Genomic DNA, 24638 nt, shown 5'->3' with positions numbered 1-24638 from the left:
CCAATATGGGAGCGGGCTTGCTCGCGAAGCTCTTAAGCCTTTTCCCAGACCTCGAAGTTGTACGCAGGCTTGTCGCCCTCAGCCGGATTCGGCACGTTCGACACCAGCTTCCACTGGTTCAGGTCAAACTCCGGAAACCACGCATCGCCTTCCGGGCTCAGCGCCACTCGGGTCAGATACAAACGATCCGCCTGCGCCAGCCCTTGTGCATACAACTGCGCGCCGCCAATCAGCATCAACTCATCGACGCCCTGCGCTTTCGCCCATTCCTCGGCGCGAATCACGGCGGCTTCCAGCGACGGATACACCTCCGCCCCTTCCAGCAGCAGATCCGGCTGACGGCTGACCACGATGTTCAAGCGGCCCGGCAGCGGACGGCCGAGGGAGTCCCAGGTCTTACGGCCCATGATGATCGGCTTGCCGAGGGTCGTGGCCTTGAAGTATTTGAAGTCCCCCGGCAGGTGCCAGGGCATGCTGTTGTCGACGCCGATCACACGGTTTTCACCGAGGGCTGCGATCAGGCTGAGGGGGAGTGATTTAGTCATGCCGGCGAGGATACCAGAGCCTCGCTTGACCCGATAAGCGCCACAGCGGTTATGCTCACTGCTCAATCGAGCAACGGAATGGCGCGTGACTGAACTGACTCCACTGCAAAACCTCTGGCTGACTGAAACCATCCGCCTGCGCGAAGAACACGCAGGCCCCCTGGAAGATCTGGAAGCCAATCGTCTGGCCCGCGCGGCCGGCGGCGATCTGCCGGGCCGTATTCAGCGCCGCGCCGTGTGGCTGGCCGAGCGCGACGGGCTGAGCGCAGCACTCCAGCACTGGCTGCAAGGCGCGCGTCTGGCGCTGGTGCTGCTGGTGATTTTCGCGCTGCTGAGCGGCGCCGGTCTGGCCTTCGCCGCACTGAGCCAGTCACCGGTGAATGTGTTCTGGGCCTTGGGCAGCCTGCTCGGGTTGAACCTGATTCTGCTACTGAGCTGGGCACTGGGGCTGATCTTTGCCGGAGAACACGGCGCCACCCTCGGGCGCTTGTGGCTGTGGCTCAGCGAAAAACTCGCTCGCGATGCCAAAGCCGCGCAACTCGCGCCGGCCCTGCTGCTGATGCTGCAACGCAAAAAACTCAATCGCTGGGCGCTCGGCACATTGGTCAACGGTCTGTGGTTGCTGGCGATGCTCAGCGCCCTGCTGTTGCTGCTGACACTGATGGCGACCCGGCGCTACGGCTTCGTCTGGGAAACCACGATTCTCGGCGCCGACACCTTCATCAACCTGACCCAAGCCCTCGGCGCGCTGCCGGCGCTGCTCGGCTTCAACGTGCCGACCGTAGAGATGATCCGCGCCAGCGGCGGCGCAGCGCTGGATATCGAAAGCGCGCGACAGGCCTGGGCAACCTGGCTGGTCGGCGTGCTGGTGGTCTACGGCGTGCTGCCGCGCCTGCTGCTGGCGCTGTTGTGTTTCTGGCGCTGGAGTCGCGGCAAAGCCGCGCTGACGCTGAACCTGAACCTACCCGGTTACGCCCAGTTGCGTGAACGGCTGATGCCGACCAGCGAACGCCTCGGCATCAACGACGCCGCGCCTGCGCAGTTGCATCGGGTCGAAAGCAGCGTCAGCGAACACGCCAGCGACGGCGCTTTGCTGGTGGCCATCGAACTCGACGATCAGCGCCCGTGGCCACCGGCCCTGCCGAAAACCGTGAGCAACGCCGGCATCCTCGACAGCCGCGAATCACGGCACAAACTGCTCGAACAGCTCAGCCGTTTCCCTCCGGCGCGCCTGCTGATCGCCTGCGACCCGCGACGCTCGCCGGATCGCGGCAGCCTCGCGCTGATCGCCGAACTGGCGCGCAACGCCAACGCCACCCGGGTCTGGCTGCTGCAAGCACCGCCCGGCGAAGCGCTGGACAGTGCCCGTCTCGGCGACTGGCACGTTGCGCTGCAACAACTGGAGTTGCCGTTCGCCGATTGCGCGCCGATGAACTGGCTGGAGAGCGGTCATGACTGATGCCCGGAAAGCGCCGCTGAAACTCGCGGTGGTCGGCCACACCAACGTCGGCAAGACTTCGCTGCTGCGCACCCTGACCCGCGACGTCGGCTTCGGCGAAGTCTCGCACCGGCCGAGCACCACTCGACATGTCGAGGGTGCGCGGTTGTCGGTGGACGGCGAGCCGTTGCTCGATCTCTACGACACACCGGGGCTGGAAGACGCCATCGCCCTGCTGGATTTCCTTGAGCGTCTGGAGCGCCCCGGCGAACGTCTCGACGGCCCGGCGCGACTGGCGCGGTTTCTCGACGGCAGCGAAGCACGTCAGCGTTTCGAACAGGAGGCGAAAGTCCTGCGACAGCTACTCGCGTCCGACGCCGGTCTGTATGTGATCGACGCCCGCGAACCGGTGCTGGCCAAGTATCGTGACGAACTCGAAGTGCTGGCCAGTTGCGGCAAGCCGCTGTTGCCGGTGCTGAATTTCGTCAGCAGCGCCAACCATCGCGAGCCGGACTGGCGCGAAGCGTTGGCGCGGCTCGGCCTGCATGCGCTGGTGCGGTTCGACAGCGTGGCGCCGCCGGAAGATGGCGAGCGGCGCCTGTACGAAAGCCTCGCGCTGCTCTTGGAAAACGCCCGGCCGCAACTGGAACGCTTGATCGCCGATCAACAGGCCCAGCGCCTCGCCCGCCAACAAAGTGCGGCGCGTTTGATCGCCGAATTGCTGATCGACTGCGCCGCCTGCCGACGCAGCGTGGTCAGCGAGGCCGAGCAGGAGCAGCAAGCGATCAGCGAACTGCGCAAAGCCGTGCGCCAGCGTGAACAGAAATGCGTCGAAGCGTTGCTCAAGCTCTATGCGTTTCGCCCGCAGGATGCGGCGGCCAGTGATCTGCCGTTGCTCGATGGGCGTTGGGGCGATGATCTGTTCAACCCGGAAACCCTGAAGCAACTCGGCGTGCGGGTGGGCGGCGGGATTGCTGCCGGTGCCGCTGCCGGGGCTGGCGTGGATTTGCTGGTGGGCGGGATTACCCTCGGTGCGGCGGCTTTGGCCGGTGCGATTGCCGGTGGTGCGCTGCAAACCGCGCGCAGTTATGGCAGCCGCCTGCTCGGCAAGATCAGGGGCCAGCGGGAGTTGACCGTGGATGACGGGGTGTTGCGGCTGTTGGCGTTGCGGCAGCGCCAATTGTTGCTGGCGCTCGATCAGCGCGGGCATGCGGCGATGGACGCGGTCCAGGTCGCCACCCCGCAGGACAAGACCTGGCGCGAAGGCAAGTTGCCGGATGCGCTGAGCAAGGCGCGGGCGCATCCGCAGTGGTCTTCACTCAATCCGCATGCGAAGCTGAATCAGGCGGAGCGGCAGGAGCAGATTGAGTTTCTGGCTGCAGATTTGTAGCGCCTGATCTGGCCTCTTCGCGAGCAGGCTCGCTCCCACATTGGGTCGTGGTCAGAACACAAAACCCTGTGGGAGCGAGCCTGCTCGCGAATGGCGCGACTCGGTGACATGGATTACACAGCCAGCAGCCGCGCCGCTTTCTCCTTCAACACCTGAAGGTCAATCACCGGCACCGCCCTCTCCTTGGCCAGCTCGTCCCAATGGCGCATGCGCAAGCTGACGGCACACAACGGATCCCGCTCAAACACATCCGCCTCAGCCTCGCTCATCACCCCGCCCTGATATTCCAGCGTGCGGCGACTCGCTTCACTCAAGCGCTCGAAATACCCCGGCTCACGCAGCGTCAGATAACGTTTGGCCTGCACGTGATATTCCACCAGCCGGGCCATACGCTCACTAAAACCCGCCTCACGCAAGTAGTCCGCACCCAATCGCTCATGGCTGACCACGCCATAACCGCCCATGTTCTCGGCACCTTCGGCGCACAGGTGGCCGATGTCGTGGAAGAACGCGGCGAGCACCACTTCATCATCAAAGCCTTCGGCAATCGCCAGTTCCGCAGCCTGGGACATGTGTTCGATCTGCGAGACCGGCTCGCCGATGTAATCGCGGGTGCCGAAGCGCTCATACAACCCGAATACCCGAGCGACGACTTGTTGGTGATCCATCAGATTTCCTCCAGCCACTGCGCGACATTGCGTTCAGCCAGTGCCGGGCCGACGCTCATGCCGACGCCGGTGTGCATCAACGCCACACTCAGCCCGGGGGCCGGGCGCAGCAACGAAAACGGCCCCGGCCCCCGTGAACCATAGACGCCCTGCCAGCGCTCGACCACTTGCACCTTGCAGCCCAGCGTGTGCTCGGCCAGTTCGAGCATCCAGTTGTCCACTTGCTCGGCGTTGAATGGCGACGGATCGCTGCCGTAATGGTGCGAGTCGCCGATGATCAGCTCGCCATACGGCGTCGGACTGATCAGCAGGTGAATGCCGTTGTCGTGCAGGTGCGGTTGTTCGCGCAGGATCTGCGCCTGCACCGCCGCCGCTTCTGGCAAATCGGCGAAGGCGCCGTAGTGCACGCAGCTCAAACCGGTGAGCAAGGCGTGTTGCAGATTCAGCTCGATCTGCGGTTTGGCGCGGAGCATTTGCAGGCGGCAGATCTGCGGATCGAGCGCGGCAATCGGCTCGGCCAGCAGGGTCTGATAATCGTGGCCGGAGCAGACGATGATTTGCTTTGCCGTGAAGCTGCCGGCGGTACTGTGCAGGTGCCCCGGTTCGACATCGCGTACCAGCGTCGAGAAGTGAAACTCGACGCCGAGGTCGCGGCGCAGATAGTCGATCAACGCCGGAATCGCTTCACGCGAGTACAGCTGTTGATCGTCCATGCCGTGCAGCGCCGCGCGGTGGTGGCTGAACTGACCGTGATACAGATCACGCAGGGCAGCGCCACGCAGCAAGTCGACGTTATAGCTATGTTCCACGGCGCGACCGGCGCAGAACGCTTCGAGCAGTTGCTCTTCGGCTTCGCTGCGGGCGAACAGGTACGAGCCGTTTCGCTTGATCTGCAGACCGGCGAGTTGCGCCCAGTCACCCCAGATCTCGCGGCTGGCCATGGCCAGTTCAAGCATCGGCCCCGGTGGCTGACCGGTGACCAGCGCCTGACCAAAGTTGCGCACCGAAGCGCCGAGGGGCGTGGCGGTGCGTTCGAAAACGCTGACCTTGAGGCCGCGTTTGGCGGCGGCGTAGGCGTGGGACAGTCCGAGAATGCCGGCGCCGACGATCAGCAGGTCTTTGTGTTGTGTCATTTAGAGATACTCTGAATGAGAGACCGTCATCGCTGGCAAGCCAGCTCCCACAGGTATCGAGGTGTTCACAAAATTCGTGTTCAGCGCAAAACCCTGTGGGAGCTGGCTTGCCAGCGATGAGGCCCTGTCAGTCGATAAAGATCTTACTTGGCGACAACTTTCTCGGACTTGCCGTCATACCGCTTGCGCCATTCGGTCAGGATCTCGTCGCGATTCTTCGAGGCCCAGGCAAAGTCGTTCTTGATCAGGCGCTGCTCGTAGTCGGCCGGCAGTTCGGTCTGCGGCTTGGCGATGCCCGGCTGCGCAAGAACCGCAAAGTTCTCCTTGTACAGATCCATCGCCTCGGCGCTGGCGGAGAAGTCTGCGAGTTTTTTCGCCGCGTCTTCATGCGGCGTGCCTTTGATTACCGCAGTGGCTTCGATCTCCCAGCCCAGGCCTTCCTTCGGCAGGATGATGTCCAGCGGCGCGCCCTGGCGTTTCAGCTGTACGGCCGGGTATTCGAAGGAAATGCCGATCGGGAATTCGCCCGCAGCAGCCAGTTTGCAAGGCTTGGAACCGGAGTGAACATACTGGCCGATGTTCTGGTGAAGACCGTCCATGTAGGCCCAGCCCTGTTTCTCACCGAAGGTTTGCAGCCATGCGCTGACGTCGAGGAAACCGGTGCCGGACGACGCCGGATTCGGCATGACGATCTTGCCCTTGTACTCAGGCTTGGTCAGATCCTGCCAGCTCACCGGTTTGCTCAAGCCCTGCTTCTCGGCTTCCACGGTGTTGAAGCAAATAGTCGCGGCCCACACGTCCATGCCGACCCAGGCTGGCGGGTTGGCAGCATCGCGGTAGTTCGCGCCGATCTTGCCCAGATCCTTCGGTGCGTAGCTTTGCAGCATGCCCTGCTGATCGAGGATCGCCAGGCTCGAAGCGGCCAGGCCCCACACCGCGTCAGCCTGCGGACGGGCCTTTTCGGCCAGCAGTTTGGCAGTGATGATCCCGGTGGAGTCACGCACCCACTTGATTTCGACGTCCGGGTTGGCCTTTTCGAACGCGGCTTTGTAAGCGGTCAGTTGCTCGGCTTCGAGGGCGGTGTACACCGTCAACTCGGTTTTTGCCGCGAAGGCATTCAGGCTGAAAGTAGCGAGCACAGCAGCGGCCAGGGCCATAGGCTTGAACATGATCGTTTTCCTGTCGGTGAGTTGAGGCTGTAGGGATAAGTCGTCAATCAGTGACCGGGCGCGGTTTGCCGCCAGGCCTGGGAACGGCGCAGCAAGCCGCGCGAAGCCCACGCCAGCAGCAAGGACACGCCTGCCGAGGTGAACAGAATCAGGGTCGACATCGCCGCCGCGCCGCCGACGTTGCCGGCGTCATCCATGTTCAGCACCGCCACCGCCGCGAGGATGGTGTCGGGGCTGTAGAGGAAGATCGCCGCCGACACCGTGGTCATCGCCGAGACGAACAGGTAGCGCACGATGTCCAGCAGCGCCGGCAGGCAGATCGGCACGGTGACGCGCAGGTAGTGGCGGTACAGCGGGGCCTTGAGCGACAGCGCGGCGGCCTCGAACTCGGCGTCGAGCTGGCGCAGCGCGGTGGTCGCGGTCATTTGTGCGGTGGTCAAATAGTGAGCAATGGTGCAGACGATCAGCAGGGCCATCGTGCCGTACAGCACGTGCAGCGGGTTGCCGCTGAGGTTGAAGAAGAAGACGTAACCCAGACCGAGCACCAGCCCCGGCACTGCCATCGGCACGAAACTGAGCATGCGCAACGTCAGGTTGAGGCCGCGTTGGCTGCGGGTTTTCTCCATCAGGTAAGCGCCAGTGAAGATCAGCACGCTGCCGATCAGCGCCGTGCCCAGCGCCATCTTCAAGCTGTTGCTGTACGCCAGCCAGCCACCGCCGGCGGTCTCGTTGAACTGGTAGTGATTGAGCGACAGCGACAGGTTGTACGGCCAGAACTTCACCAGCGACGAAAACACTGCCATGCCGAACACCAGCAGCAGCGCCGCGCTGATCAACAAAACAATCGCCAGATAGCAGCCATCACGCAATTTCGACGGCGCCGGTTTGAACACCTGGGCGCGGCCGCTCATGGAATCACCGTGACGCCGACGCAACCAGGCATCGACGCCGAAGCTGAACAGCGCCGGCAGCAACAGCACCATGCCGATCAACGCCCCGCGTCCGAATTGTTGCTGACCGACCACGGCTTTGTAGGCTTCCAGTGCCAGCACTTGATAGTCGCCACCGACCACCACCGGCACGCCGAAATCGGTGATGGTCAGGGTGAACACCAGACAGAACGCGGCGAATACCGCTTGGCGCGTCGCCGGCCAGGTGATGCTGCGAAAGGCTTTCGCCGGACTGGCACCCATGCTCGACGCCGCATCGAACAGCCGCGCATCGGCCAGCGACAGCGCCGACAACAAAATCATCAACGCATGGGGAAAGGTGTAAATCACCTCGCCCAACACAATCCCCCAGAAGCCGTAGATGTTGTCCGAGAGCAGCCCGCGCAACATGCCCTGATTGCCGAACAGATAGACCAGTGCGATCCCCGGCAGCATCGACGGCGCCATCAATGGCAGCAGAGAAATTCCGCGCCAGAGGCCCTTGGCCGGAATCATCGTGCGTTGCAGGGCGTAGGCAAACAGGTAGGCCAGCGGTACGACGATGGCCGCGACGCTGAGGGAAACTTTCAGGCTGTTGCCGAGCAGCCAGTGGAAATTCGCGCTGCTGACCAACTCCTTAGCGGCGAGCCAGCCACCGCCCTGCCCGGCCTCACTGCTGAAGCCACGCCAGAAGATCGCCAGCAACGGCAGCAGCACGGCGATACCGAGCAGCAACAGCAGCAGGAGTTTGCCGCCGAGGACGAAGATCCGGTCACCGACCTCGGCCCCGGACACTCGCCGCGCTTGCTTGTGCGGTAGCGGCAGTGCGATGTTCGCGCTCATCAGGCAAACACCTGCAGGCTGCGCGGTGGCAAGGCGACCATGATCTGCTGGGCGCCAAGGCGTGGCATGGCTTCCGGCGCCAGTTCAGCAAGCAGCGCGTGGCCCGGCAATTGGTCGAGTTCGAAGCTCATGCGGCAGCGATTGCCGAGAAAGGTGATCTCACGGACTTTCGCCGGAAACAGGTTTTCTTCGTGCACCAACGGATTGACGCTGATTGCTTCCGGACGGCAGAACAGTCGGCCCGAGGCGCCGCTGACGCTACCATCGGCCAGACGCACATCCATCCCGCCAACCCGGGCGTGACTGGCGCTGCTGCGCTGGAACGGCAGCCAGTTGCCCTGCCCGACAAACTCGGCGACAAACGGCGTGGCCGGGCGGTTGTAGATTTCCTGCGGGGTGGCGTACTGCTCGACCCGGCCGTTGTTCATCACGGCGATGCGGTCGGCCATCAGCATGGCTTCGTCCTGATTGTGGGTGACCATCAGGGTGGTGATGCCGAGGTTGCGCTGCAGTTGACGCAACTCGGTGCACAGATGCTCGCGCACTCGGGCGTCCAGCGCCGACATCGGCTCATCAAGCAATAGCAGCGACGGCGCCGGGGCCAGGGCACGAGCCAGGGCAACCCGCTGTTGCTGGCCGCCGGACAACTGGCCCGGGTACTTTTTCTCACTGCCGGTGAGGCCGACCAGCTCCAGCATCTGCCCGACGCGACGGCGTACTTCGTCGCGACCGCTGCCGGCGAGGCCGTAGGCAATGTTCGCTTCGACGGTCAGATTGGGGAACAGCGCGTAGGACTGGAACAGGATCCCGTAATCCCGGGCCTGCGGCGCAAGGTGCGAGACATCGCGATCGCCGAGGTACAACTCGCCGCTGTCCTGCTTCTCCAGCCCGGCGATGCAACGCAGCAGCGTGGTCTTGCCGCAACCCGACGGGCCGAGCAGGCATACCAGCTCACCGGCCGCGACATCGAGGGAGACGTTATCCAGTGCGGTGAACGCGCCGAAGCGCTTCTGCACCCCGCGCACTTTCATCGGCGCACCGGGATTGGTCAGGGCAGTTGCGATTGCAGGATTCATGGACAGACCTCATCAAGCTGATGGGGCCAATCCTAGAGTTGTAATGCGTCCGTCATGTGGCAGTAGGGCAAAAACGGCCGATAGTGGTATTCGGGGATTTTGGTTCAGGTTTCAAGTCATGGGTTGCCTGGTCTGACGCCTTCGCGAGCAAGCCCGCTCCCACAGGGGGACCGTGTTCACAACACACATCCAATGTGGGAGCGGGCTTGCTCGCGAAGAGGCCCATATGTGCACTGAAGAAATCAGGCCGGAGACATCTCTTGGGCCAAGCCGAGGAAGGCCGCCGGCAACCGCGCGCCCTTCCTTTCTTTCAAGCAGTAAAGGTACTCGGGAATCTGCGGCGCATTCTCGATGGTCAGCACCCGCAATTGCGGATCGTGCGGCACTTCCTGACGAGCAATGATGCTGATGCCGATATTGCGCAGCACCGCCTCACGGATCGATTCGCGGCTGCCAATTTCCAGCAGCGGCCCGAAACTGACCCCGGCGCTTTCCAGCAACTCCTCGGTCAAACGGCGGGTGGTCGAGCCGGATTCGCGCATCAGCAAGGTATGTCCGGCCAGCGCACTCAACGCCACATGTTCCTGCGCCGCCAGCGGATGATTGCGATGCACCGCCAGCACCAGTGGATCGCTACCCAATACCCGGCGAATCAACCGCGCATCCTCAAGCAACTGCGACGACGCGGCGACATCGACCCGGTAATCCTCCAGCGCTTCGAGCACCTGCTGCGAGTTGCCGATCTCCACCGATACTTCCACCTGCGGCAGACGCTCGCGGAAGGTCTTCACCAGATCGAGGATGTAATACGGCGCAGTGGCAGCGATGCGCAACGTGCCCTGTACCTGACCGCTGTTGCGCAGGAAGAACTCGATGTCGGCCTCCTGCTGCAACAGCGCCTTGACCATCGGCAGCAACCGCGCGCCTTCGTCGCTGACACTCAAACGACGGCCGCCACGGTAGAACAGCTCCACCGAGTACTGACTTTCCAGATTGCGAATCTGCGTGGTTACGGTGGGTTGGCTGAGGCCGAGCTTTTTCGCCGCCAGCGTAATGCTGCCCAAGCGGGCGACCATATAAAACGCTTTCAGCTCGGCACTCAGCACAACCATCCCTCATCGTTTATTTACGCAGCAGGCGCAAACCGTTGAACACCACCAGCAGGCTCACACCCATGTCGGCGAACACCGCCATCCACATGGTGGCGAGCCCGGCGAAGGTTACCCCAAGAAAGATAGCCTTGATCACCAGGGCCAAGGCGATGTTCTGTTTCAGGATGCTCGCGGTGTCGCGCGACAGGCTGATGAACGCGGGAATCTTGCGCAGATCGTCGTCCATCAGGGCGACATCGGCGGTTTCAATCGCGGTGTCGGTGCCGGCGGCCGCCATGGCGAAACCGATCTCGGCGCGGGCCAGTGCCGGGGCGTCGTTGATGCCGTCGCCAACCATGCCCACCCGATGCCCCTGTGCATAAAGCGCTTCGATGGCTTGCAGCTTGTCGGTTGGCAGCAAGTCGCCCTTGGCCTGATCGATGCCGACCTGCGCGGCAATCGCCTGCGCGGTGTGCACGTTGTCACCGGTGAGCATCATGGTTTTCACGCCCAGCGCGTGCAACTGGCGGATCGCTTCGCGGCTGGACTCCTTGACCGTGTCGGCCACGGCGAACAGCGCCAGCGGACCAGAACTGTCGAGCAGCAACACCACGGATTTGCCCTGTTTCTCCAGCGCAAACAGCTTCTCTTCCAGTTGCGGCGAGCACAGGCCCAGCTCCTCGACCAGACGATGGTTGCCCAAGTGATAGGTCTGGCCGTTGACCTGTCCCTTCACGCCACGACCGGCCAGCGCTTCGAAGTTATCCACAGTCAGCACGGCGAGGTTTTTATCCACAGCCGCATTGGCGATGGCCAGCGACACCGGGTGATCGGAACGCCCGGCCAGCGCGGCGGCGATTGCCGGAGCGGTGGCTTCCGCGGTCGGGTCGAGCGACAGGTAATCGGTCTGCACCGGTTTGCCGTGGGTGATGGTGCCGGTCTTGTCCAGCGCCAGATAATCGAGCTTGAAACCGCCCTCCAGATACACGCCGCCCTTGACCAGAATGCCTTTGCGCGCCGCTGCCGCGAGGCCGCTGACGATGGTCACCGGGGTGGAAATCACCAGTGCACAGGGACACGCCACCACCAGCAGCACCAGCGCACGGTAGATCCAGTCGAACCACAACGCGCCCATAAACAGCGGCGGGATGATCGCCACCGCCAGCGCCAGCACGAACACCACCGGGGTGTAGATTTTCGAGAACTGATCGACGAAGCGCTGCGTCGGCGCCCGCGCACCCTGAGCCTGCTCGACGGCGTGGATGATCCGCGCCAGGGTCGAGTTGTTCGCCGCCGCAGTCACCGAGTATTCCAGCGAACCGGCCTGGTTGATGGTGCCGGCGAAGACTTTGTCGCCCACGGTTTTCTCCACCGGCAGGCTTTCACCGGTGATCGGCGCCTGATCGATGGTCGAACTGCCGCTGACGACCTCGCCGTCCAGCGCAATGCGCTCGCCGGGTTTTACCCGCACGCGGGCGCCGAGTTCGACGCTTTTAACCTCTTGTTCGATCCAGTTGCCGTCGGCTTGCTGCACCGTGGCCTGTTCCGGGGTCATCTGCATCAGGCCGCTGATGGCATTGCGCGCACGATCCAGCGAACGCGCCTCGATCAGCTCGGCCACGGTGAACAGGAACATCACCATCGCCGCTTCCGGCCACTGCCCGATCAGCACCGCACCGGTCACCGCGATGCTCATCAGCGCGTTGATGTTGAGGTTGCGGTTCTTCAGGGCGATCCAGCCCTTTTTATAGGTGGTCAGGCCGCCGCTGAGGATCGAGATCAGCGCAATGATCGCCACCACCCAGGTTGGCGCAGCGTTGGTGAAATGGATCACTTCGGCCGCCAGCGCGCCGACACCGGACAGCGCCAGGGGCCACCAGTGTTTTTTCACCGGCGCCGGGGTCGGGGCTTCGACGCCCGCCTCCAATGGCTCGGCGTGCATGCCCAGCGAGGTGATCGCCTCGGTGATCGGCGCGGTGTCCGGCAGATTGTGGGTCACGCCGAGCACGCGGTTGATCAGGTTGAATTCCAGCTGCTGCACGCCAGCGAGTTTGCCGAGTTTGTTCTGGATCAGCGTCTGCTCGGTCGGGCAGTCCATCGCTTCGATGCGGAAACTGCTCAGGCGGGCGTCAGCGCTGGTCTTTTCGCTCAGTTGCACCAACGCAGGCGCGGCGACTGTCGACGAGCAGCAAGAATCTTCGTGCGAATGAACCAGTGCCGGTGCTGCGGCTTTCGACCCGCAGCAGGAATCGCCGCCATGTTCGTGCTTATGCACAGGCTGCAATTTATGGCTGTGGCTATGATCATGCCCGTCGTCGGGCTTGTGGGTGTGCTGGGAATCGCTCATTGGTCGCGTCCATGAAGGTGCCTGTTGCCAAGTAAAGACCCTGTAGCCACTATAGGGTCAAGCACCCTTTTGGAGATTGCCGTCATGAAGATCGGAGAACTGGCCAAACTCACCGACTGCGCCGTGGAAACCATCCGCTATTACGAGCGCGAAAACCTGCTGCCGGAGCCGGCGCGCAGCGACGGCAACTACCGCGTCTACACCCAGGCGCATGCCGAACGCCTGACCTTCATCCGCAACTGCCGCACCCTCGACATGACCCTCGAAGAAATCCGCAGCCTGCTGGCCATGCGCGACAGCCCGCAGGATCAGTGTGCAAGCGTCAATACGCTGATCGACGAGCACATCCAGCATGTGAAAGCGCGGATTGACGGGTTGCTGGCGTTGCAGACACAACTGCTCGACCTGCGCCAACGCTGTGGCGAAGGGCCGGGGGCGGATCAGTGCGGGATTTTGCAGCGCCTGGAGGTGAGTGGCGGGGTTGTGGCGACGGAGGTTGAGCATTCGCATGTCGGCCGCAGTCACGGCCACTGAGGCTTACACAGAACCCAATGTGGGAGCGGGCTTGCTCGCGAAGGCGGAGTGTCAGTCGACATCATCGTTAACTGATACACCGCTTTCGCGAGCAAGCCCGCTCCCACAGGGTATTGCGTGAAGTTTCTAGACCGCCATCGGCGCGGTCATCGGCGCGTGGTGCTCATAGCCTTCCAGCGAGAAATCGCTCGGTTCTACCAACTCCAGCCACTCCGGCTGATACACACCGGTCTTGGCAAACTCCGGCACGCGGTCGGAGATTTTCAGTTTCGGCATGGCGAACGGCTCGCGCTTGAGCTGTTCGTTGAGCATGTCCAGGTGGTTCTCGTAGACGTGCGCATCACCGATGAAATAGGTGAACCAGCGCGGCGTGTAGCCGGTCAGGCGCCCGATCAGGCTCAGCAGCGCGGCGCCTTCGGTGAGGTTGAACGGCGTGCCCAGACCCAGGTCGTTGGAGCGGATGTACAGGGTCAGGGAGATCTCTTTGGTCTCGACGTTCGGGTGGAACTGGTACAGCAGATGACATGGCGGCAGGGCCATTTCATCGAGCTGGGCGACGTTCCAGCCGTGGAACAGGATGCGGCGGCTGCCCGGGTCCTTGATGATCGTGTCGACGCACTGGCGCACCTGATCGATGGCTTTGTACAGCACCACATAAGCCTGGCCGTCTTCTTCGCCCTGGGCGATCTGCTTGTAGCCATTGCTCAGGGTTTGTTCGATGGCGGCGGTGTTGCTCAGCGGGATCTGCTTGTACGCCGGCCATTTGCGCCATTGCACGCCGTAGATTTCGCCGAGGTCGTCTTCGCCCTGACGGAACGGGTTGGCCAGCCATTGCGCATTTTCGTTGGCGTTCTGGTCCCAGACCTTGCAGCCCAGCGCACGGAATTCAGCGGCGTTGTTCACGCCACGCAGAAAACCGCACATCTCGCCGATGGCCGACTTGAAGGCCATCTTGCGGGTGGTGATCGCCGGAAAGCCTTCCTGCAGATCGAAACGCAGCATCGCACCCGGGAAGCTGATGGTGTTGATGCCGGTGCGGTTGGCCTGTTTGGTGCCGTTCTGGATGACGTGCGAGACCAGTTCGAGATATTGCTTCATGAGTTACCTGTGTCCTTTGAGCCCCGGCGTCGCGCGCCGGGGTTCGTAGTTTAAGCGGTCGGCGCGAGCGGCGCTGCCGGCGCACGACGATAGGCCAGCCAGATCAGGAACAGACCGCCGACGATCATCGGTACGCACAGCACCTGACCCATGGTCAGCCAGTTCCAGGCCAGGTAGCCCAGTTGCGCGTCCGGCACGCGGACGAACTCGACGATGAAACGGAAAATGCCGTAAAAAAGCGCGAACATGCCGGATACGGCCATGGTCGGACGCGGTTTACGCGAGAACAACCACAGGATCAGGAACAGCGCCACGCCTTCGAGCGCGAACTGATATAGCTGCGACGGGTGACGCGGCAACTGCGCCGGATCGCTGAACGGCGGGAAGATCATCGCCCACGGCACGTCTGTCGGCTTGCCCCACAGCTCGGCGTTGATGAAGTTGCCGATACGCCCGGCACCCAGACCGATCGGCACCATCGGCGCAACAAAGTCCATCAGTTGGAAGAAGGTCTTGCCGTTACGCTTGCCGAACCACAGCGCGGCGAGCATCACCCCGATGAAGCCGCCGTGGAACGACATACCGCCCTTCCACACTTCGAAAATCAGCGTCGGGTTGGCGATGTAGGCGCTCAGGTCATAGAAGAGCACGTAACCCAGTCGTCCACCGACAATCACCCCCATCGACAGCCAGAACACCAGATCGGAGAGCTTCTCCTTGGTCCAGGTCGGGTCGAATCGGTTGAGCCGGCTCGACGCCAGCAGCCATGCGCCGCCGATGCCGACGAGGTACATCAGGCCGTACCAGTGGATTTTCAGCGGACCGATGGCCAGGGCCACCGGGTCGATCTGCGGGTAAGGCAGCATTGCGACTCCTCGTTAGAGTTGAAACCAAAATTCCCGGGCGACGCTGCCACCTCAGGATTAAGCCAGGATTGCGGCCCGTTCTGACCCAGCGGATCAGAGCAGGAAATTCAGGCCCACGCAGAACAGCAAAGCGGCGAACAGCCGTTTCAGCAAGCGCGGCGACAATCTGTGTGCCAGGCGCGCGCCGAGACGGGCGAACACCATGCTGGTCAGGGCAATGCCCAGCAGCGCCGGCAAATAGACAAAACCGAGACTATGCGGCGGCAACAGCGGATCATGCCAGCCCAGAATCATGAAACTTAACGCACTCGCCACAGCAATCGGCAAGCCACAGGCCGACGACGTTGCCACCGCCTGCTGCATCGGCACGCTGCGCCAGGTCAGGAACGGCACGGTCAGCGAACCGCCGCCGATTCCGAAAATCGCCGAGGCCCAGCCGATCACACTGCCGGCCACGGTCAGACCGAGTTTGCCCGGCACCGTTCGACTGGCCTTGGGTTTGACCTCCAGCGCCAGTTGCACGGCAATCACCAAGGCGAACACGCCGATGATCTTCTGCAGGTTCGGCCCGGAAATCGCCTCGGCCGTCAGCGCCCCAAAACCGGCGCCGAGCAGAATACCCACGGTCATCCACATGAAGATCGGCCAGCGCACCGCACCACGTCGATGGTGTTCACGCACGGCGTTGACCGAAGTGAAGATGATGGTCGCCAGCGATGTCCCTACCGCCAGATGCGTGAGGATCGACTGATCGAATCCCTGCAAGGTAAAACTGAACACCAGCACCGGGACAATAATGATCCCGCCGCCCACCCCGAACAGCCCGGCCAGCACGCCCGCACAGGCGCCCAACGCCAGATAGAGCAGAAATTCCATGACCGTCTCCCAGACGCATCCCCAAAACCGGAGCGGCATGGTAACGGATGCATGCCCTTTGGCTCCACTGACGATGGATGCACGGACGCCGACTGCGTAGAGTGAGCAGAAAACGCACAAGGACCACCTTATGTGCCTGATCGTTTTCGCCTGGCGCCCGGGCCATGCCCAGCCGCTGATCGTCGCGGCCAACCGTGACGAGTTCTACGCCCGCCCGAGCCTGCCGCTGGCGCCATGGGCCGACGCACCGCACGTGCATGCCGGGCGCGATCTTGAGGCGGGCGGCACGTGGCTGGGGATTGGTGCCAACGGACGCTTCGCCGCACTGACCAATATCCGCGATCCACACCAGCCTCCGGCGCGTAAATCAAGGGGCGAGCTGGTGGCGCGGTTTCTCACGGGCGATGCGTCGATTGATGATTATTTAAGCGATGTGGTCGCGCGCTCGCCGGAGTACGCCGGGTTCAACCTGCTGCTGGGCAATGCCCACGAGCTGTGGCACTTCAATGCGCGGACGTCTGAACCGGTGATGCTCGAGCCCGGGGTTTACGGGCTATCGAATGCCGGGCTGGATACGCCGTGGCCGAAATTGCTCAAGGCCAAGGCTGCATTGAGTGCGGTGCTGGATGATCCGCAGCCTGCGCGACTGCTGGGGTTACTGAGCGATGCGCAGACCGCGCCGTTTAATGAATTGCCGGACACCGGGGTCGGGCTGGCCACGGAATCACTGCTGTCGAGTGTGTTTATTGCCAGTCAAAGTTATGGGACACGGGCGAGTACGGCGTTGATCGTGCAGGCGGACGGCACGCGGCGAATGGTCGAGCGCAGTTTCGGGCCGTATGGCGGGCATTTGGGTGAGGTGGAGGTTCAGGTTTAGCGGTAGCGGGACTGACGCCTTCGCGAGCAAGCCCGCTCCCACATTGGTTCTGTGATCGACACAAATCCCTGTGGGAGCGGGCTTGCTCGCGAAGGGGCCATCAGCCTTTCAGAGGGCCTTGTTGACCGCCGGCGGATTCATCTTCGACAACCCGAGATTCTTCAGCGCCAGTTGCAGCGAGCTGTGGATAACTTGCGGGTTATCAATCTTCATCAGCTCCGCCAGCAGATCCTTGGCCTTGCTCAGGTTGATCTGGCGCAGCATCCACTTCACTTTCGGCAAGTTGGTGGCGTTCATCGACAGGCTGTCGAAGCCCATCGCCATCAACAGCACCGCCGCTGCCGGATCACCGGCCATTTCGCCGCAGATACTCACCGGTTTGCCTTCGGCATGCGCGTCGCGGACCACGGTTTGCAGGGCTTGCAGCACCGCCGGGTGCAGGTAGTCGTAGAGGTCGGCCACTCGCGGGTTGTTGCGGTCGACGGCTAGCAGGTACTGGGTCAGGTCGTTGGAGCCGACCGACAGGAAGTCCACCTGCCGCGCCAGTTCCTTGGTCTGGTACACCGCAGCCGGAATTTCAATCATCACCCCGATTGGCGGCATCGGCACGTCGGTGCCTTCGTCACGCACTTCGCCCCAGGCCCGGTGGATCAGGTGCAGGGCTTCTTCGAGTTCGTGGGTGCCGGAGATCATCGGCAGCAGGATCCGCAGGTTGTTCAGGCCTTCGCTGGCCTTGAGCATCGCGCGGGTCTGCACCAGGAAGATTTCCGGGTGGTCGAGGGTCACGCGAATCCCGCGCCAGCCGAGGAACGGGTTGTCTTCCTTGATCGGGAAGTACGACAGCGACTTGTCGCCGCCGATGTCCAGGCTGCGCATGGTTACCGGTTGCGGGTGGAACGCGGCGAGTTGCTCGCGGTAGATCGCCAGTTGTTCCTTTTCGCTCGGGAAACGCTGGTTGATCATGAACGGCACTTCGGTGCGGTACAGACCGACTCCCTCGGCGCCGCGCTTCTGCGCCCGCGCCACATCGGCCAGCAGACCGGTGTTGACCCACAACGGCATGCGATGGCCATCGAGGGTCACGCACGGCAGATCACGCAGGGTGTCGAGGCCCAGCGCCAGCTGTTTCTCTTCTTCGACCACCTCGGCGAACTGCTTGCGCAGCACATCGCTGGGGTTGGTGTAGACCTCGCCGCGGGTGCCATCGACGATCACCTCGATGCCGTCAACCTTGGCGTACGGCAAGTCAACCAGGCCCATCACCGTCGGAATGCCCATGGCCCGGGCCAGGATCGCGACGTGCGAGTTACCCGAACCGAGGACCGACACCAGACCGACCAATGTGCCTTCCGGCACCTCGCCGAGCATCGCCGGCGTCAGCTCTTCGCTGACCAGAATGGTTTTTTCCGGGTAGACCAGATTCTGCTGACGCTCTTCCTGCAGGTAGGCCAGCAGGCGCCGACCGAGGTCTTTGACGTCCGACGCACGCTCGCGCAGGTAGGCGTCGTCCATCAGTTCGAAACGGTTGACGTGCTCAGTGACCACCTGACGCAGCGCGCCCTGGGCCCACTGGCCGGTCTTGATCACGGTGGTGATTTCGCTGCCCAGCGAGGCATCGTCAAGCATCATCAGGTAGACGTCGAACAGCGCACGCTCTTCCGGGCGCAGCTGGGTCGCAAGCTTGGCGGACAACGCGCGCATGTCGGCGCGCACGCCTTCGATGGCGGTCTTGAACAGCGCCAGCTCGGCGTCGATGTCAGTGATGTGCTTGTCCGGCACCACGTCCAGATCCGCCGGCGGCAGCATCACCACCGCAGTACCGACGGCGGCACCCGGCGAACCCGGTACGCCGACGAACTTGGCTTCCTGAATGCCCTTGCCCTGACGGCCCAGGCCACGGATCGACCCGGTGGCCTCGGCGTGGGCGATTACGCCGGCGAGCTGCGCGCTCATGGTCACGAGGAAGGCTTCTTCACCTTCATCGAACTGGCGGCGTTCTTTCTGCTGGATGACCAACACGCCGACGACGCGGCGGTGGTGAATGATCGGCGCCCCGAGGAACGAGGCGTAGCGCTCCTCGCCGGTCTCGGCGAAGTAACGGTAGCGCGGGTGATCCGCGGCGTTTTCGAGGTTCAGGGGTTCTTCACGCGTGCCGACCAGACCCACCAGACCTTCGTTGGGTGCCATGCTGACCTTGCCGATCGAGCGCTTGTTCAAGCCCTCGGTGGCCATCAGGACGAAGCGGTTGGTCTCGGGATCAAGCAGGTAGACCGAGCAGACCTGGCTGCCCATGGCCTCTTTGACGCGCAACACAATAATCCCCAACGCCGCCTTGAGATCCTTGGCGGAGTTAACTTCCTGGACGATCTTGCGCAGCGTATTGAGCATGGCTCGGGGTCGAACTCCGTCGTCAGTCGCGCGCTAAAAGGCGCGGGGCAAGCTCTTTGAGGGCGCGTCGATACACCTCGCGCTTGAATGTCACCACCTGGCCCAACGGATACCAATAACTGACCCAGCGCCAGCCATCGAACTCCGGTTTACCGGTCAAATCCATCCGCACCCGCTGCTCGTTGGAGATCAGGCGCAGGAGAAACCATTTCTGTTTCTGGCCGATGCACAGCGGTTGGCTGTGGGTACGCACCAGACGTTGCGGCAAACGATAGCGCAACCAGCCCCGGGTACAGGCCAGTATTTCAACATCTTCACGTTCCAGGCCAACTTCTTCGTTCAGCTCGCGGTACAAGGCGTCTTCCGGCGTCTCCTCGGGATTGATTCCCCCTTGTGGAAACTGCCAGGCATCTTGATTGATACGGCGAGCCCATAGCACCTGGCCGGCGTCATTCGTCAGAATGATCCCGACATTGGGGCGGAAACCATCGGGGTCGATCACGGCAACAACCTCGCAAACGCATGTCGCCGCATTGTTCCACAAAGCTTGATAAGGCGGCAACGAAGGTTCCTACCTTATGTGCACTCTTGTGAAAAGACCGTATTCTTGTCGCCTTTTTACTGACTTTTCAGCGGGTAACTGCAATGCGCCTGGCTCTATTCGATTTGGACAACACCCTTCTGGGCGGCGACAGCGATCACGCCTGGGGCGACTATCTGTGCGAACGCGGCTTCCTCGACCCGGTTGCATACAAGCAGCGCAACGACGAGTTCTACCAGGATTACCTGGCCGGCCAGCTGGATAACGCCGCGTACCTGAACTTCTGCCTGGAAATTCTCGGCCGCACCGAAATGGCTGTGCTTGAGCAGTGGCATAACGATTACATGCGCGACTGCATCGAGCCGATCGTGTTGCCCAAGGCGCTGGAACTGCTGAAACAGCACCGCGACGCCGGCGACAAACTGGTGATCATCACCGCCACCAACCGCTTCGTCACCGCGCCGATTGCGGTGCGCCTGGGCGTTGAAACCCTGATCGCCACCGAGTGCGAGATGGTCGATGGCCGCTACACCGGGCGCAGCACCGACATTCCGTGCTTCCGTGAGGGCAAGGTGACGCGCCTGAATCGCTGGCTCGATGAAACCGGGTATTCGCTGGATGACAGCTATTTCTACAGCGATTCGATGAATGATTTGCCGCTGCTGGAGCAGGTGGCGAACCCGGTGGCGGTGGATCCGGATCCGAATCTGCGCGCCGAGGCCGAGAAGCGGGGCTGGCCGGTGATTTCGTTGCGCGACTGATATCGCTATCGCGAGCAGGCTCACTCCTACAGTGGAGCGCATTCCAAATTTGGAACTCGGGCAACTGTAGGAGTGAGCCTGCTCGCGATGAGGTCGACGCGTTCTCAAGCCTTAAACAGGCTTGGCGCCCATCAACCCGGCAATCGCGATAAAGCAGACAAAGCTGAACAACGCCAAGGCAAAAGTGAACCTGCCAACGCCACCCGGCGCCTTGCGCAACCGATTCAACCGCACCAGCAACCAGAACCACGCCAGCGCCGCCACGGTGTACAGCACGCTGGAGGCCAGCAGCCAGGTCTGCCCCAGCGGCCAGCCGACCAGATGCACCATGCCCCAGCCGGTGAACGGCATGCTCAACAACGCCAGGCCCATCAACAGCCAGATGAACACCCGTGGCCGTTGCAAGGTGCGGCTGCCCGCCGTTGCATCACCTTTGCGTTTTGCCAGAAAAACCCAGACTCCCAACCCGAGCGCACCGGCCAGCAACACTACAGTGGCGACCATGTGCGCGGTTTTCAGGGCAGTTAACGTTTCCATTGTTCGATTTCCTCAGGGCCTGCCCATCAGCGTAGCCGCTCAGCCAAGAAACAGCTGATAGGCCGGGTTCTCGCTTTCATCCCAGTACGGGTAGCCGATTTCTTCAAGTGCCGCCGGCACCAGATGACGTTCGTCATGCGGTACTTGCAGGCCGGCGACCACCCGGCCGTCTGCCGCGCCATGGTTGCGGTAATGGAACATCGAGATGTTCCAGCGCCCGCCGAGCTTGTTGAGAAAGTTGAACAGCGCGCCCGGACGCTCCGGGAATTCGAAGCGAAACACCACTTCGTCGATCACGTGCGCCGCGTGGCCGCCAACCATGTGGCGGATGTGCAACTTGGCCAGTTCGTTGTCGGTCAGGTCGAGTACCGGGAAGCCCTGCTCGGTCAGGCTCGCCAGCAGTGCGCTGCGTGGGTCGTTTTCCGGGTGAGTCTGCACGCCGACGAAGATGTGCGCTTCGCTGCCGGTGTTGTAGCGGTAGTTGAATTCGGTGATCTGGCGCTTGCCGATCGCTTCGCAAAACGCCTTGAAGCTGCCGGCCTGCTCCGGGATGGTCACGGCGATGATCGCTTCACGGCCCTCGCCCAGCTCGGCGCGTTCGGCGACGTGGCGCAGGCGATCGAAGTTGACGTTGGCCCCGGAGTCGATGGCGACGAAGGTCTGGCCACTGACGCCGCGCAACTCGACGTACTTCTTGATCCCGGCCACGCCCAAGGCGCCGGCAGGTTCGGTGATCGAGCGGGTATCGTCGTAAATATCCTTGATGGCCGCGCAGATCTCGTCGGTGCTGACGGTGATCACTTCGTCGACGTAATCCTTGCAGATGTCGAAGGTGTGCTGGCCGATCTGCGCCACGGCCACGCCGTCGGCGAAGATGCCCACGGTCGGCAGCACCACGCGCTCGCCGGCGGCCATGGCCGCTTGCAGGCAGTTGGAGTCGTCCGGCTCGACGCCGATGACCTTGATGTCCGGACGCAGGTATTTCACGTACGCCGCAATACCGGCAATCAGACCGCCGCCGCCGACCGGCACGAAAATCGCGTCCAGCGGTTGCGGGTGCTGACGCAGAATTTCCATCGCCACGGTGCCCTGCCCGGCAATGGTGTGTGGATCGTCGTACGGGTGGATGTAGACGTAGCCCTTTTCATCGACCAGTTTCAGCGAGTAGGCCAGTGCTTCCGGGAAGGAATCGCCGTGCAGCACGACTTTGCCGCCGCGCGAACGCACGCCTTCGACCTTGATCTCCGGGGTAGTCTTGGGCATCACGATGGTCGCTTTCACGCCCAGCACTTTCGCCGCCAGCGCCAGACCCTGCGCATGGTTGCCCGCCGACGCGGTGACCACGCCACGGGCGCGCTCTTCGTCGGTCAGTTGGGTCAACTTGTTGTACGCCCCGCGAATCTTGAACGAGAACACCGGCTGCAAGTCTTCGCGCTTGAGCCAGATGTCATTGCCCAGCCGCTCGGAGAGCTGGCGAGCGTTCTGCAGCGGGGTTTCTACGGCAACGTCATAAACGCGCGAGGTGAGGATCTTTTTGACGTACTGTTCGAGCATCGGAAAGCATCACTGGCGATTGGGCGGGACCGACGAGTCTAACCCGGCTTTTGCCCGTGCGACCACACGAATCAGGAGGTTTTAGCCCGGCTTGCGGCTATAATGCCGGCCTTTCCGCACTCACCTTGCCCGCTTCCGGAGCCCGCATGACCCAGGATCAACTCAAACAGGCAGTGGCTCAGGCCGCCGTCGACTTCATCCTTCCGAAACTCGACGACAAGAGCATCGTCGGGGTCGGCACCGGCTCCACCGCCAACTGCTTCATCGATGCACTGGCCCAGCACAAGGGCGCATTCGATGGCGCGGTTGCCAGCTCCGAAGCCACTGCGGCGCGCCTCAAGGGCCACGGGATTCCGGTGTATGAGCTGAACACCGTCAGCGACCTGGAGTTCTACGTCGACGGCGCCGACGAGAGCGACGCGCACCTGAACCTGATCAAGGGCGGCGGCGCGGCCCTGACCCGCGAGAAGATCGTCGCGGCCGTGGCCAAGACCTTCATCTGCATCGCCGACGCCAGCAAACTGGTGCCGGTGCTGGGTGAATTCCCGCTGCCGGTCGAAGTGATCCCGATGGCCCGCAGCCACGTCGCCCGCCAATTGGTAAAACTGGGCGGCGACCCGGTCTACCGCGAAGGCGTGCTGACCGACAACGGCAACATCATCCTCGACGTGTACAACCTGCAGATCACCAATCCGGTGGAGCTGGAGGCGCAGATCAATGCGATCGTCGGCGTGGTCACCAACGGCCTGTTCGCGGCGCGTCCGGCGGATCTGCTGTTGTTGGGTACCAGCGAAGGTGTGAAGACGCTGAAGGCCGAGTAAGCCGAGACCGCCCACACTCTTGCAGGCAAATGCATTCCCCCTGTGTGAGCGGGCTTGCTCGCGAATGCGGTGCGTCAGATACATTAATTGTTCTGACACACCGCATTCGCGAGCAAGCCCGCTCCCACATTTGGTTTTTTGGGGTGTCAGTCAGTTTTGCGCAGGTTTCTTGAAGACGTAAAACAAGTTCGGTTCACTCACCAGATACAACGTCCCGTCGTCATCCATCGCAATGCCTTCGGCTTGCGGCACCCTCTTCTGCAAACCCTGCCGCCCCTTGTTCAGCGACAAGGTACTCAACGGCCGCCCGTCCACATCCAGTTCCAGAATCAGCCCCGACTCGTCGGACAGCGCCAGCAAATGGCCGCTGCGCTCGTCGTATTGCAGGCTCGACAGATCGCGCACGAACATCCCGGCATCGCGCTTGGGGTTGTTGATCACGTGCACCGCGTAGGACTTTTCCGGATTGAAGTGCGGAAAACCGTGCACCTCATAAATCAGCATGGGGTCACGCTCCTTGGCGACGAACAGGCGCTTGCCCACCGAGTCATACGCCAAGCCTTCGAAGCCCTTGTTGCCGCTCATGTGCACGCCCAGAGTCATCTGTTCAGCGTCCGCCGCATCAAGGAACGTGGTGTCCCGCTCCAGATGCACCTTGATCAGGCGTTGCTGGCGCTCGTCGGTGATCACATAGGTGTCGGCGCTGATGAACTCCACCGCTTCAGGATCGCCGAAGCCGATCAGCGCGATGCGCCGCAGGATTTTGCCTTCGAGCGACAACTCGACCAGCTCGGCATTCTTGTTGGTCACGGTGAACAGGCTTTTGCGCACCGGATCGTAGGTCAGCGCCGAGACATCGTCGTTCAGGCCGTCGATGATCCTGGCCTCGACCTCGACCCGGTATTGATCCAGACCAATGGCCACGCTGCTCAACGGCTGCCACAAGGTATGCAGATTGAACCAGGCGCGCTCGAACAGGCGCAGGTATTGGCCGATCGCGATCAACACGATCAGGACAACAACCGACAGGATGATAAACAGGGGCTTGGGGCGGGCAAGTCGACGCATTCGGGCAGGCTCGGGATCAAAACAGGCGGATGAAATATCACGCCTGTCTGAACTGAAGCTTAATGGCCACTTGCCTGCGACCACAAGC

22 protein-coding genes are annotated in these 24638 nt (G+C 62.5%); 6 read left to right on the top strand and 16 right to left on the bottom strand.

Going from position 1 to position 24638, the window contains the following annotated elements; all coding sequences use genetic code 11:
- Positions 1–32: 32 nt before the first annotated feature.
- Positions 33–545 (bottom strand): dihydrofolate reductase, encoded by a 513-nt coding sequence (locus tag V3W27_RS02695; RefSeq protein ID WP_096795780.1) that lies wholly within the window; start codon positions 543–545, stop codon positions 33–35.
- Positions 546–630: 85 nt separating this feature from the next.
- On the opposite strand from V3W27_RS02695, the gene V3W27_RS02690 reads away from it, so the two are divergent.
- Entirely contained in the window at positions 631–2004 is a 1374-nt protein-coding gene (locus V3W27_RS02690; protein WP_330205856.1) for a DUF2868 domain-containing protein, read from the top strand.
- On the top strand, positions 1997–3373 hold the full coding sequence (locus tag V3W27_RS02685) for a GTPase/DUF3482 domain-containing protein (protein ID WP_330205855.1): 1377 nt from the start codon (positions 1997–1999) through the stop codon (positions 3371–3373). Before V3W27_RS02690 ends, V3W27_RS02685 begins: the two co-directional genes overlap by 8 nt.
- Before the next feature lie 113 nt (positions 3374–3486).
- Here V3W27_RS02685 and V3W27_RS02680 read toward each other — a convergent pair whose 3' ends face one another.
- The 7 genes from V3W27_RS02680 to V3W27_RS02650 all read right to left on the bottom strand — a co-directional run bounded on the left by V3W27_RS02680 (position 3487) and on the right by V3W27_RS02650 (position 12629).
- The gene (locus V3W27_RS02680) at positions 3487–4041 is read right to left on the bottom strand and encodes a phosphonate degradation HD-domain oxygenase (RefSeq protein WP_330205854.1); all 555 of its coding nucleotides are present in this window, start codon (positions 4039–4041) and stop codon (positions 3487–3489) included.
- Positions 4041–5174: a TIGR03364 family FAD-dependent oxidoreductase gene (locus V3W27_RS02675; protein ID WP_330205853.1), complete on the bottom strand. Its 1134-nt coding sequence runs from the start codon at positions 5172–5174 to the stop codon at positions 4041–4043. The genes V3W27_RS02680 and V3W27_RS02675 overlap by 1 nt, the downstream gene beginning before the upstream one ends.
- Before the next feature lie 143 nt (positions 5175–5317).
- Positions 5318–6343 carry a putative 2-aminoethylphosphonate ABC transporter substrate-binding protein gene (locus V3W27_RS02670; RefSeq protein ID WP_003229178.1) on the bottom strand — a complete coding sequence of 342 codons (1026 nt, stop codon included), beginning with the start codon at positions 6341–6343 and terminating at the stop codon, positions 5318–5320.
- Positions 6344–6390: 47 nt separating this feature from the next.
- Positions 6391–8115, bottom strand: a complete 1725-nt coding sequence (locus tag V3W27_RS02665) for a putative 2-aminoethylphosphonate ABC transporter permease subunit (RefSeq protein ID WP_330205852.1) — start codon at positions 8113–8115, stop codon at positions 6391–6393.
- Positions 8115–9191: a putative 2-aminoethylphosphonate ABC transporter ATP-binding protein gene (locus tag V3W27_RS02660; RefSeq protein WP_003229183.1), complete on the bottom strand. Its 1077-nt coding sequence runs from the start codon at positions 9189–9191 to the stop codon at positions 8115–8117. The genes V3W27_RS02665 and V3W27_RS02660 overlap by 1 nt, the downstream gene beginning before the upstream one ends.
- A gap of 242 nt (positions 9192–9433) precedes the next feature.
- Entirely contained in the window at positions 9434–10297 is an 864-nt protein-coding gene (locus tag V3W27_RS02655; RefSeq protein WP_041072184.1) for a LysR family transcriptional regulator, read from the bottom strand.
- 16 nt (positions 10298–10313) lie between these two features.
- Complete coding sequence (locus V3W27_RS02650; RefSeq protein WP_330205851.1) at positions 10314–12629, bottom strand: heavy metal translocating P-type ATPase; 2316 nt, start codon at positions 12627–12629, stop codon at positions 10314–10316.
- A gap of 84 nt (positions 12630–12713) precedes the next feature.
- Here V3W27_RS02650 and cadR point away from each other — a divergent pair, with 84 nt between their 5' ends.
- Positions 12714–13163, top strand: a complete 450-nt coding sequence (gene cadR / locus V3W27_RS02645) for a Cd(II)/Pb(II)-responsive transcriptional regulator (protein ID WP_007964189.1) — start codon at positions 12714–12716, stop codon at positions 13161–13163.
- Positions 13164–13289: 126 nt separating this feature from the next.
- Here cadR and V3W27_RS02635 read toward each other — a convergent pair whose 3' ends face one another.
- The 3 genes from V3W27_RS02635 to V3W27_RS02625 form a co-directional block, all read right to left on the bottom strand.
- Positions 13290–14261: a thymidylate synthase gene (locus V3W27_RS02635; RefSeq protein WP_047596629.1), complete on the bottom strand. Its 972-nt coding sequence runs from the start codon at positions 14259–14261 to the stop codon at positions 13290–13292.
- 50 nt (positions 14262–14311) lie between these two features.
- A complete protein-coding gene (gene lgt, locus V3W27_RS02630) occupies positions 14312–15127 on the bottom strand; it encodes a prolipoprotein diacylglyceryl transferase (protein WP_007965581.1) in 816 nt (271 codons plus the stop codon).
- A gap of 93 nt (positions 15128–15220) precedes the next feature.
- Positions 15221–16003 carry a sulfite exporter TauE/SafE family protein gene (locus V3W27_RS02625; protein WP_027610537.1) on the bottom strand — a complete coding sequence of 261 codons (783 nt, stop codon included), beginning with the start codon at positions 16001–16003 and terminating at the stop codon, positions 15221–15223.
- A 130-nt stretch (positions 16004–16133) separates the two neighbouring features.
- On the opposite strand from V3W27_RS02625, the gene V3W27_RS02620 reads away from it, so the two are divergent.
- Positions 16134–16880, top strand: coding sequence for an NRDE family protein (locus tag V3W27_RS02620; protein ID WP_330205850.1), 747 nt, complete (start codon positions 16134–16136; stop codon positions 16878–16880).
- A gap of 108 nt (positions 16881–16988) precedes the next feature.
- On the opposite strand, the gene ptsP is transcribed toward V3W27_RS02620, so the two are convergent.
- Together ptsP and V3W27_RS02610 are read right to left on the bottom strand one after the other, a co-directional pair.
- A complete protein-coding gene (gene ptsP / locus V3W27_RS02615; RefSeq protein ID WP_007965577.1) occupies positions 16989–19268 on the bottom strand; it encodes a phosphoenolpyruvate--protein phosphotransferase in 2280 nt (759 codons plus the stop codon).
- 22 nt (positions 19269–19290) lie between these two features.
- Positions 19291–19770 carry an RNA pyrophosphohydrolase gene (locus V3W27_RS02610; protein WP_003229203.1) on the bottom strand — a complete coding sequence of 160 codons (480 nt, stop codon included), beginning with the start codon at positions 19768–19770 and terminating at the stop codon, positions 19291–19293.
- Positions 19771–19913: 143 nt separating this feature from the next.
- Here V3W27_RS02610 and V3W27_RS02605 point away from each other — a divergent pair, with 143 nt between their 5' ends.
- Complete coding sequence (locus V3W27_RS02605; protein ID WP_247267263.1) at positions 19914–20570, top strand: HAD family hydrolase; 657 nt, start codon at positions 19914–19916, stop codon at positions 20568–20570.
- A 111-nt stretch (positions 20571–20681) separates the two neighbouring features.
- Here V3W27_RS02605 and V3W27_RS02600 read toward each other — a convergent pair whose 3' ends face one another.
- On the bottom strand, positions 20682–21107 hold the full coding sequence (locus V3W27_RS02600; protein ID WP_121182505.1) for a DUF2269 domain-containing protein: 426 nt from the start codon (positions 21105–21107) through the stop codon (positions 20682–20684).
- 39 nt (positions 21108–21146) lie between these two features.
- Positions 21147–22661 carry a threonine ammonia-lyase, biosynthetic gene (ilvA, locus tag V3W27_RS02595; protein WP_027610533.1) on the bottom strand — a complete coding sequence of 505 codons (1515 nt, stop codon included), beginning with the start codon at positions 22659–22661 and terminating at the stop codon, positions 21147–21149.
- Between the two features lie 146 nt (positions 22662–22807).
- Between ilvA and rpiA the strand changes: the two genes are divergently transcribed.
- A complete protein-coding gene (gene rpiA / locus V3W27_RS02590) occupies positions 22808–23482 on the top strand; it encodes a ribose-5-phosphate isomerase RpiA (RefSeq protein WP_095137581.1) in 675 nt (224 codons plus the stop codon).
- 150 nt (positions 23483–23632) lie between these two features.
- On the opposite strand, the gene V3W27_RS02585 is transcribed toward rpiA, so the two are convergent.
- Positions 23633–24550 carry an SdiA-regulated domain-containing protein gene (locus V3W27_RS02585; protein ID WP_330205849.1) on the bottom strand — a complete coding sequence of 306 codons (918 nt, stop codon included), beginning with the start codon at positions 24548–24550 and terminating at the stop codon, positions 23633–23635.
- Between the last annotated feature and the right edge of the window lie 88 nt (positions 24551–24638).

The sequence above is a fragment of the Pseudomonas sp. AM14(2022) genome, assembly GCF_036346455.1.
Taxonomy (GTDB): Bacteria; Pseudomonadota; Gammaproteobacteria; order Pseudomonadales; family Pseudomonadaceae; genus Aquipseudomonas; species Aquipseudomonas putida_A.
The sequence above is the reverse complement of the archived record's forward strand: the minus strand, read 5'-3'. Positions and strand labels throughout refer to the sequence as shown.